This window comes from Streptomyces sp. NPDC013455 (assembly GCF_040632975.1).
Lineage (GTDB): Bacteria > Actinomycetota > Actinomycetes > Streptomycetales > Streptomycetaceae > Streptomyces.
On sequence record NZ_JBEYCX010000001.1, the window covers coordinates 438,694 to 447,293 of the forward strand.

8 protein-coding genes are annotated in these 8,600 nt (G+C 75.7%); 3 read left to right on the top strand and 5 right to left on the bottom strand.

Annotated features, from left to right (window positions below):
• Window position 1: 1 nt before the first annotated feature.
• The 5 genes from ABZ576_RS01945 to ABZ576_RS01965 form a co-directional block, all read right to left on the bottom strand.
• Entirely contained in the window at window positions 2-865 is an 864-nt protein-coding gene (locus tag ABZ576_RS01945; protein ID WP_360734723.1) for a tetratricopeptide repeat protein, read from the bottom strand.
• A 211-nt stretch (window positions 866-1,076) separates the two neighbouring features.
• A complete protein-coding gene (locus ABZ576_RS01950; RefSeq protein ID WP_360734726.1) occupies window positions 1,077-2,489 on the bottom strand; it encodes an FAD-dependent monooxygenase in 1,413 nt (470 codons plus the stop codon).
• Window positions 2,482-3,687: an MAB_1171c family putative transporter gene (locus tag ABZ576_RS01955; RefSeq protein ID WP_360734729.1), complete on the bottom strand. Its 1,206-nt coding sequence runs from the start codon at window positions 3,685-3,687 to the stop codon at window positions 2,482-2,484. Before ABZ576_RS01955 ends, ABZ576_RS01950 begins: the two co-directional genes overlap by 8 nt.
• Window positions 3,687-4,265, bottom strand: coding sequence for a hypothetical protein (locus tag ABZ576_RS01960; protein ID WP_360734732.1), 579 nt, complete (start codon window positions 4,263-4,265; stop codon window positions 3,687-3,689). The genes ABZ576_RS01955 and ABZ576_RS01960 overlap by 1 nt, the downstream gene beginning before the upstream one ends.
• Window positions 4,258-4,851 carry a helix-turn-helix transcriptional regulator gene (locus ABZ576_RS01965; RefSeq protein WP_360734735.1) on the bottom strand — a complete coding sequence of 198 codons (594 nt, stop codon included), beginning with the start codon at window positions 4,849-4,851 and terminating at the stop codon, window positions 4,258-4,260. Before ABZ576_RS01965 ends, ABZ576_RS01960 begins: the two co-directional genes overlap by 8 nt.
• A gap of 252 nt (window positions 4,852-5,103) precedes the next feature.
• On the opposite strand from ABZ576_RS01965, the gene ABZ576_RS01970 reads away from it, so the two are divergent.
• From ABZ576_RS01970 to ABZ576_RS01980, 3 genes are all read left to right on the top strand, one after another.
• Entirely contained in the window at window positions 5,104-6,150 is a 1,047-nt protein-coding gene (locus ABZ576_RS01970; protein ID WP_360734737.1) for a hypothetical protein, read from the top strand.
• Between the two features lie 350 nt (window positions 6,151-6,500).
• Window positions 6,501-7,724: a prenyltransferase/squalene oxidase repeat-containing protein gene (locus tag ABZ576_RS01975; protein ID WP_360734739.1), complete on the top strand. Its 1,224-nt coding sequence runs from the start codon at window positions 6,501-6,503 to the stop codon at window positions 7,722-7,724.
• Window positions 7,721-8,359: an SCO2322 family protein gene (locus tag ABZ576_RS01980; protein ID WP_360734742.1), complete on the top strand. Its 639-nt coding sequence runs from the start codon at window positions 7,721-7,723 to the stop codon at window positions 8,357-8,359. Before ABZ576_RS01975 ends, ABZ576_RS01980 begins: the two co-directional genes overlap by 4 nt.
• Window positions 8,360-8,600 lie beyond the last annotated feature (241 nt).

Genomic DNA, 8,600 nt, shown 5'->3' on the forward strand with positions numbered 1-8,600 from the left:
TTCAGTCGACCGGCGCCAAGCCGCTCCAGCTCCTGCCTGTGCCGTTGCCGCCGGCCCACTCCGTGAGCAGGCGGCGGGCCTCTTCCTCCGGGGCCGCAAGGCACACCTGCTGGGTGCCCGCGTGGGTCCTGGGCGCCTGCTCCAGCGTGCCCTCGCTGCAGCAGGCGCACAGCAGCTCGAAGCCGCTCGCGGGCTCGGCGCCGTATCCCTGTTCACCGAAGAAGTCGGCCAGCGCTTCGACGTCGGCGGCCTCGCCCGCATGCACCGTCACCCTCAGCGTCGGCAGGTCGGAGGCTTCGAAGAGCAGGAGTTCGTCGAAGACCGGGTACTCACGGCCGTCGACCACCCGGCGGCCCGTCGGCTCGCCGTCGTGCACGACGATCTCGCCGAAGCGGCGGCCGCCGGAGACGGGCACGTTCATCACGCGGCCGCGGGTCGGGCAGAGCCGGTCGATCCAGACGACCTCCCGCTCGCCGCCGGTGTCCAGGCGCACGCAGGCCGGACCGAAGCGGCCGTCGATCCGGCCCTCCCCCTGCGGCAGCCGGATGCCGAAGCCCTCCCAGGCCTGTCGCGCGGTGGCCCAGTCCCGCTGGATGGTGGCCGCGATGCCCAGGTTCCAGAACGCCGGATCGCCCTCGCCGCGCGGGGCGCGGGCGGCGGCCTCCCGGCCCAGCTCGTACGCCTTCGCCCAGTTGCGCAGGAACTTGTGGCCGAGCGCGGCGTCGTACCACCACACCGCGCTGCGCTCCTCGTCGGGGAAGTGGGCGAGCACCCGCTCCAGGAGACCGGCCGCGGTCGGCCAGTCCTCGGCGTCCCACGCCTGGTACGCCTGCTCGATCAGTTGCTCGGCCTCGGACGTGTGCACGCTGTCTTCCTCACCCGGTCGGTAGCTCGTCGAAAACCGCAGGAGCGTACCCCGCGGCTCGGCCGGCCCTCCCTGTGCCGGCGGGCGCCCACGGGCTGGGCCCCGGCCGGGAGGCGGACCGTCCTGTGCTCCGGGTGCGCTCCGTGGAACCGCTCACCGGCCGCACGGGCGGTGGCGGTCGCGGCGCAGCGCAGGACGGCCGTGGCCGAGGTCAGTCCAGGCCCGCCGCCTCGCGTTCCGCCTCGGTCAGTGGTGGGCCGGGCAGGGGCCCCTTGCGCGGGCCGGTGACCACGTGCCACAGCATGTCGGGGGCGAACAGGCGGGCAGGCGGGGTGCGCAGGCTCATCACGTCGAGCAGGCCGCGCAGGGCGTGCGGATTCTCGGAGCCGGCGGCCACCGCCTTGTCGACGTAGGCGGTCAGCAGGCGTTCGACGAAGGTCGGCGGCTGGGGCGCGGCCCCGGGGTAGTAGGCGTCCTGGCCGACCGCGAGGTTCCAGGCGTTGCCGACGGGCCGGGCCACCGCGCGCTGGACGCGGCGGGCGGTGCCGGGGGCGGTGGGGCCGTGGCGGTCCAGGGCCCGGCCGAGGGCGAGTGCGCTCTGCGCGGCGACGGACAGGCCGTGGCCGTAGACCGGGTTGTAGCCGGCGACGGCGTCCCCGAGGACGGCGAACCCCTCCGGCCAGGTCTCGCTCTTCTCGTAGTAGCGGCGGCGGTTGGCCGTGCTGCGGGTGGTCACCGGGTCGGTCAGCGGTTTCGCCCGGGCGAGGAGCCGGCCGATGACCGGGTCCTTCAGACCGGTGAGCGCAAAGTGCTCGAACGCCTCCGGGTCGGCGGTGGGCCGGCCGCCCCGGGTGCCGGAGAGCGTGACCAGCCAGCGGTCGCCCTCGATCGGTACGACGATCCCGCCGCGGCCGGGCGCGTCCCGCGGGTCGGCCTGGACGTTCACCACCGGGTAGCGCAGCAGCCCCGCGTCGATGGGAGCCGCGTAGACGCGGCTGGCGTAGGCGACGCCCGCGTCGACCACCCGCTCCTCGACCGGGGCGTGGCCGAGCGCGCGCAGCCAGTGGTCCGCCTGGGAGCCGCGGCCGCTGGCGTCGATCACCAGGTCGGCCCGCAGGGTGGCGGGCCGGCCGTCCGGGCCGGGCGGCAGGCGGACGCCGGTGACCCGGCGGCGGTCGCCGGACAGTCCCGCCACCCGGACGCCGTCGAGCAGCGTGATCCGGCGCCGGGCGAGGACGTCGGCGCGGATCACCGCGTCCAGCAGGTCCCGGCTGCACACGATCATGTGGTGCCGGGAGTCGGTGAACCGCCGGAACCACTGCCCGGACGGCGCCTTGCTGACCAGGTCGCGCATCGCGCCGAGGAGTCCGGCGCCCTGGGCGGTCAGCTCCCCGGTGATCCCCGGCAGCAGTTCCTCCAGGGCGGCCACGCCTCCGGACCACAGCAGGTGGGCGTGGTGGGCCTGGGGCAGGCCCCTGCGCGGCTCGGGGCCCGCCGGCAGCCGGTCGGCCTCCACGACCGTCACCTCGTCGAAGCGGGCGGCGAGCACGGACGCGGCGAGCAGGCCGGCCGTACTGCCGCCGATGACCAGTGCGGTACGGCGGGCGGTGGGTCTGTCAGGCACGTGTGGTGGAACCTTCCGTGGCGGCCGCCTCCCGGCGGAACCTGTCGATGTCCGCGGCGTGCAGCCGGAATGCGTTCGCCACGCACTCCAGTTCGCTCGCCGGGACGCCGGGCGGCCCGGGACGCCGGGCGGGCGTGGCCTCGGGGTCCCCGGGTGCGCGCAGCGCCTCGGTGGCGGCGACGATGTCCACCGCCGCCGCGATGGCCCGCGCGACGGGCTCCGGGTGGCCCGCCGTCCTCGCCGCCCGCCCCGCACGCTCGCGGCGGTCCGCGCACAGGTGCGGGCCGAGCTTGAGCAGGCCGTCGTTGATGGCGGCCCGGCGCAGTTCGAGGCGGAGGGCGGCGCCGCTGACCCGGCCGGTCGCGGGCGCCGCCGGCGGGGTGACGGTCAGCATGATCTGCCACAGCGGCTTCAGGCGCCGGTGGGTGCGCACCAGCCGCCGGCGCTCCGCCACCAGCGGACCGGCCTGGCCGGCGATGAAGGCCACGGCCACCAGGCCCGCCTCGGCGATGGCGAACGGCGGGGCGACGTAGGTGGACAGCCAGTCCCAGTTCCGGCCGCTCCAGCGGGCGCCGATCGCCGCGAGCTTGGCGACGTCGAAGAGGAGCCCGAGGGCGTACGCCTCCTGGAGGAAGATCACCGCCCGGCGCAGCCAGGTGTCCTCGACCTCCCGGTACCAGGCCCACAGCATGCCGGCCGCGACCAGCGCGGACACCAGGTGGGCGACGAGGTAGAGCAGCACGAACTCCCGCATCCAGGGCGTGCCGGCGTAGTGGGTGTCGAGGTCGCGCAGCCGCTCCTCGTGGTGGTCGCCGAGCAGGAACGTCGTCCACAGGCCGAGGATGATGACGGTGTACGCCACCCACACCAGGCGGGTGCGCCGGCGGCGGGCCGGGGACGGCGGCTCGCGCCAGGTGATGATGAGCCACAGGCACGCGCCGCAGTAGGCGGTCAGCAGCGAGTACACCCACAGGCCCGCGAAGTTGGGGATGCCGGTGAGCACGTTGATGCGGTGCAGGTTGGCGGGGGGCAGCGAGGCGAAGGTGACCGCGCCGATGCCGAGCAGCAGGGCGGTGGCGCGCAGGATCGGGTCCTGCCACGCGCGCCGCAGCAGCGGCACTTTGATCACGAAGGCCACGGCCAGCAGGGCGGCCGGGACGGTGTAGGCGGCGAAGGAGCCGGCGATGTCCCAGCGCATCAGGGGCCGCCGATGTTGCCGAGCGAGGACGAGAGCCGGTCGGTGAGGGTGTCCTGGGTCATCCGGCCGGCCGCGCCCGGACCGACGACCTTGGGGAACTTCGCCGCGAGCCGCAGCCCGCACTCCTCGGCCTCCCACTCGGCCTCGGCCGCCGTCGCTGCGGGCGAGCGGGTGGCCATGGCGACCACCCGCTCCCAGGGGATGTCGTCGTCCGCGCGGGCCAGCAGCCGGCGGGCGGCGGCGGGCAGGCCGGCCGGGTAGTGGACGTCCAGCGTGCCGTAGTGGATGTGGCCGATCTCGTGTCCGGCGATGACGAACTTGTGCGCGTCCGGGGCCCGTTCCTCGACCACGACGATGTAGTCGTCCTCCCGGGCGAGGGTGATCCCGGAGACGTCCAGGCCCGGCGGGAAGGCGACGAACTTCAGCCGGACCGGGCGGTCCAGCTGCGGGCTGAGCGTGGCGCACAGCGCGTGCAGGAACGCGGTCGGCGTGGTCGGCGGGGTGAGGGTCCGGGCGGTGTCGCGCACGAGCCGGTCGAGGAAGCGTTTCGGCGACCTCGAATGCTTCCGTTCAGACACGCCCGGCGTCCCCCGCCCGTTCCGAGGCGATGATCATCTCTGCCAGGTCGGCCAGGGTGGCCAGTTGCCGGGCGTTCATCTGCGGGGCGCGGGCGGCCAGCCGTACCAGCCCGCTCTCGCGCAGCCGGAGCAGCGGGTCCGCCTCGGCCTCCAGGCTCTGGAGCACCGGCTGGAGCGCCTCGTGCAGGGCCTCCGGTTCGTCCGCGGTGAAGAAGCCCGCGGGCAGGCCGAAGAACCGGCGCAGCCGGTCGGCGTGTTCCAGGCTCGGCATGCCGCTCTTGCGCCACTCGCTCAGCCACTGCCGGCTGGTGCCGGCGATCCGGGCCAGCTCGTCCAGCGAGTACCGCTTGCCGTCCGGCCGGCGCCGGCTCTCCCGGATGAAGTCCAGCCGCTGGCGCACGCGTTGGGCCAGGCAGGCATCGGGGGCGCGGCCGCCGGAGAGCAGTTCGACGACGACGCCGACGGGGATTCCGGTGCGGTAGGAGAGGCCGGCCACGTCGAGGGTCTCCGGCAGCCGGCCGGGGCGGCCGGTCAACTCGCCCAGCCGGTCCAGGAGATCGGCCAGCGAGGCGTAGGAGTCACTCACCGAGGTCCCCCCTGGGCGTGTCGTCCGTTCGGTGGCTGGGCTGACGCGAGGCTACCCGCTCGCCCGTGCGCCGACCAGACGTGACAAGGCTCCCTGCGGAATTACGCAGCAATCGTTGACAGTTGGGGGCGCGGTGGGTGAGGATCACGGCACGGAGAGCAAGATCCGACCCGCCCCGGGTGCCGCCGATGGGGGAGCGGCACCCGGGGTGTATCTCGTCCGCCTTGCCCCCGAGTGGAGGTGCGCGCACCCATGGCGCAGCCCGTCGTCCTCCTGGGGGCCGGCCGCCTGGAGACGTGCGGCGCGTTCCCGCTGGCGCGGATCGCCGCGGTCCGCCCGGTGGTCCTGGCCGCTCCGGAACCGCCCGCCTGGGCGCGCCCGTACCTGGCCGGGCACCTCGCCGTCGACCCGGCCCGCGAGGCGCAGACGGCGGAGGCGGTGCTGCGGTACGCGGCCGGGCGACCGGTCGGGGGTGTGCTGACCTGGTGCCGGGAGCATCTGGTCACCGCCGCGCGGATCACCGGCCGGCTCGGGTTACCGGGCCTGCCGTTCGAGACGGCCGTGGTCTGCGCCGAGCCCGCCGAGTCACGGGCGCTGCTGCTGCGGCACCGGGTGCCGGCGGCAGGCCCCGAGGACACCGAGGGGCCGCTGGTGTCCGCCGAGGCCGTCGTCCTGGACGACGAGGTCCGGATCGTGGCCCTCACCCGGACGACCCCGGGCCCGGCGCCCGCCCGCCGCCCGTTGCGGCACTGCGTCCACGCCCACGACGGGGAGCTGCACAACCGCTTCCTGCGCCAGTGCGTGGAACGGGCCGTACGCGCCCTCGGCCTGAACCACACGGTCGTCCACGTCACCCTCCGGCTGACCGCCCGCGGCCCCCGCGTCCTGGGTGTCGCCCCGCACCTGCCGGGCGACCTGATCCCGCTGCTGGTGGAGCGGGCCACCGGTGTCGACCTGGCCCGCGCCGCCGCCGCGCTGGCCACCGGCCGGTGCCCGGAGCTGACCCCGACCCGGCAGCGGGCCGCCGCGGTCCAGTTCGCCTACCCGGCCGTGACCGGCCGCCTGACCCACCTGCGCCTGGACCCCGCCGCCGAACACGAGCCGTCCGCCGAACGCATGGTCCTCACCCGGCGGACCGGCGACCCGGTGACGGCGGCTCCCCACGCGGACACCTCCGACCGCCTCGCCCACTGGGTGGTGACGGGCGAGGACTCCACCGACTGCCGCGAGGCCCTGCGCCGCATGGCCGACCACCTGACCGCGACGGTGACCCCCACGGCGGACACGTACGCGGCCTGAGGCGCCGGCCGTGACTCCGCTCGCCGCGCCCCCGTATCCCCGGCCACCCCGCAGCCCGGGTGAGGGTGGCCGGTAAAGTGAACGGGGTCGTCATCACACCCGTACGGGGGGAAGCCGGTGCAATTCCGGCGCTGACCCTTTCCCGAGTTCTCGACTTCGCTCGAACCGGGGACACCCCGGTCCGTGAGCCGTCCCGAGGGCGGTGCGCCGGACTGCCCCGGGCGGGACGTTGACCGGCTCGCGTGCGTCGGCGGCCCGCCGCGCACGGCACCGTCGAGGTACACGGAGCCGAGCCGCCCGGGGTGTTCCCGTGCGCTGCCGGTTCCCCACAGGAGAGGCAGTCGCCGACCATGAACGTCCGCCGCAGTGCCGCGGCTCTCGCCGCCGTAGGCGTGCTGGCCGCCGCCGCGCCCGCCACGGCCGCCGACCCGTCCCCGTCCGCCTCCCCGAAGGTGACCGTTCCGTCCGGGCTGTACGGCAAGGGGGACCCGACGTACGACGGTGTGTGGCGGCAGTCGCTGACCCTGCTCGCCCAGCGCACGCTCGGCTACCGGCCGGCCGCCTCGGCGGTCGACTGGCTGGTCGGGCAGCAGTGCGGCGACGGCGGGTTCGCCGCGTTCCGCGCCGCCCCGGCCAGGGACTGCGACAGCAAGGTGGTGCGGGACACCAACAGCACGGCCGCCGCCGTCCAGGCGCTGCGCGCGGTCGGCGGGCACGACAAGGAGGTCCGCCGGGCCCTGGTCTGGCTGACGAACGCCCAGAACAAGGACGGCGGCTGGGGCTACTCGCCGGGCGGACCGAGCGACACCAACTCCACCGGCGTCGTCATCGGCGCGTTCGCCGCGGCCGGCCAGGACCCCGCGCGGGTGCGCACCGGGGAGAAGACGCCCTACGACCTGCTGGCCGCGCGGTCCATCCCGTGCGACCAGGACGGCGGCGGCGCCCTCGCCTACCAGCCCGGCAAGAAGGGCGAGCTGCTCGCCAACGCCGACGCGACGGCGGCCGGTCTGCTCGGCGCGCTGGGCAAGGGCTTCGTGACGGAGGCCGGCGGGGCGCCGGCGCAGGACGCCTGCGCCCGGGCCGGCCACCCCACCCGGGAGCAGGTCGCCGACAACGCCGGCGCCTACCTGGCCGCGGCCGTCGCGAAGACCGGTCACCTGAAGTCGGCCCTGGCCGGCGCCGAGGACCAGCCCGACTTCGGCAACACCGCCGACGCCGTCGTCGCGCTCGCCGCGAACGGCCGGACCGAGCCGGCGAAGAAGGCGTACGGCTGGCTGGAGAAGAACGCCGGTCCGTGGGCGGCACAGAGTGGCCCGGCCGCGTACGCGCAGCTGATCCTCGCCGCGCACGCCGTCGGTGAGCAGCCGGGCGACTTCGACGGCACCAGCCTGGTCCGCTCCCTCAACGCACTCGGCCCGGCACCGCGGATGGACTCCGCCGCGCACGAGTCGGCGGCGAACGAGGCGGACTCGGAGGAATCCGGCAGCGGCGTCTGGTGGATCGTCGGCGCCGGTCTCGTCGCCGGCATCGGCATCGGCTTCCTGCTCAGCGGCCGGAAGAAGCGGCAGCCGTGACCGTCGTCCGCCGTGCCCTGCCGGTGCTCGCCGCCGCGCTGCTGCTGCTCGGCTCCGCGGCGCCGGCCGGTGCCACCGGCTACCGCTACTGGTCCTTCTGGGAGCGCGACGCCGGCCACTGGACGTACGCCACCCAGGGACCGTCGTCGGTCCGTCCCGACGACGGCGCGGTCCAGGGCTTCCGGTTCGCGGTGAGCGCGGATTCCGCGGACGCGGAACAGCCGCGGGGTGCGGCGGACTTCGACACGATCTGCGCGGGTACGCCCGCGAAGTCCGGTACGAAGCGGGTGGCTCTGGTCCTCGACTTCGGTACGCCGGCGGACGCGCCGGCCGGTGAGGTGCCGCCGGCCCGCCGTACGGCGTGCGCGCGGGTGTCCCCCGAGGCGAGCGGCGCGGACGCGCTGGCCGCCGTCGCCAAGCCGCTCCGCTACGACGCCAACGCCCTGCTGTGCGCGATCGCCGGTTACCCGGGGGCGGGCTGCGGTGAGCGGGTGGCGGCCGGCGGTACGGCGAAGGGGGCGACCGGGTCCGACGGCGGGCCCTCCCTGGGCCTGCCGATCGGCGCCGGCGTGGTCGCCCTCCTGGCGGGCGCGGCGGTGTGGCAGACCAGGCGGCGTCGCAATGCGTCCGGCTGAGTGTGGGTGCGGGGACGAGTGCCAGTGCGGGCCCGTCGTGGCTGGTCGCGCAGTTCCCCGCGCCCCTGGGGAGTCGCACTCGCCCCAGCCGCCATCGCACCGTGGCTGCGGGCAGCCTGCCGCGTGCGGGGACAAGTGCGTCGCGTGCGGGCCCGTCGTGGCTGGTCGCGCACTTCCCCGCGCCCCTGGGGAGTCGCGGTCGCCGCAACCGCCATCGCACCGTGACTGCGGGCAGCCTGCC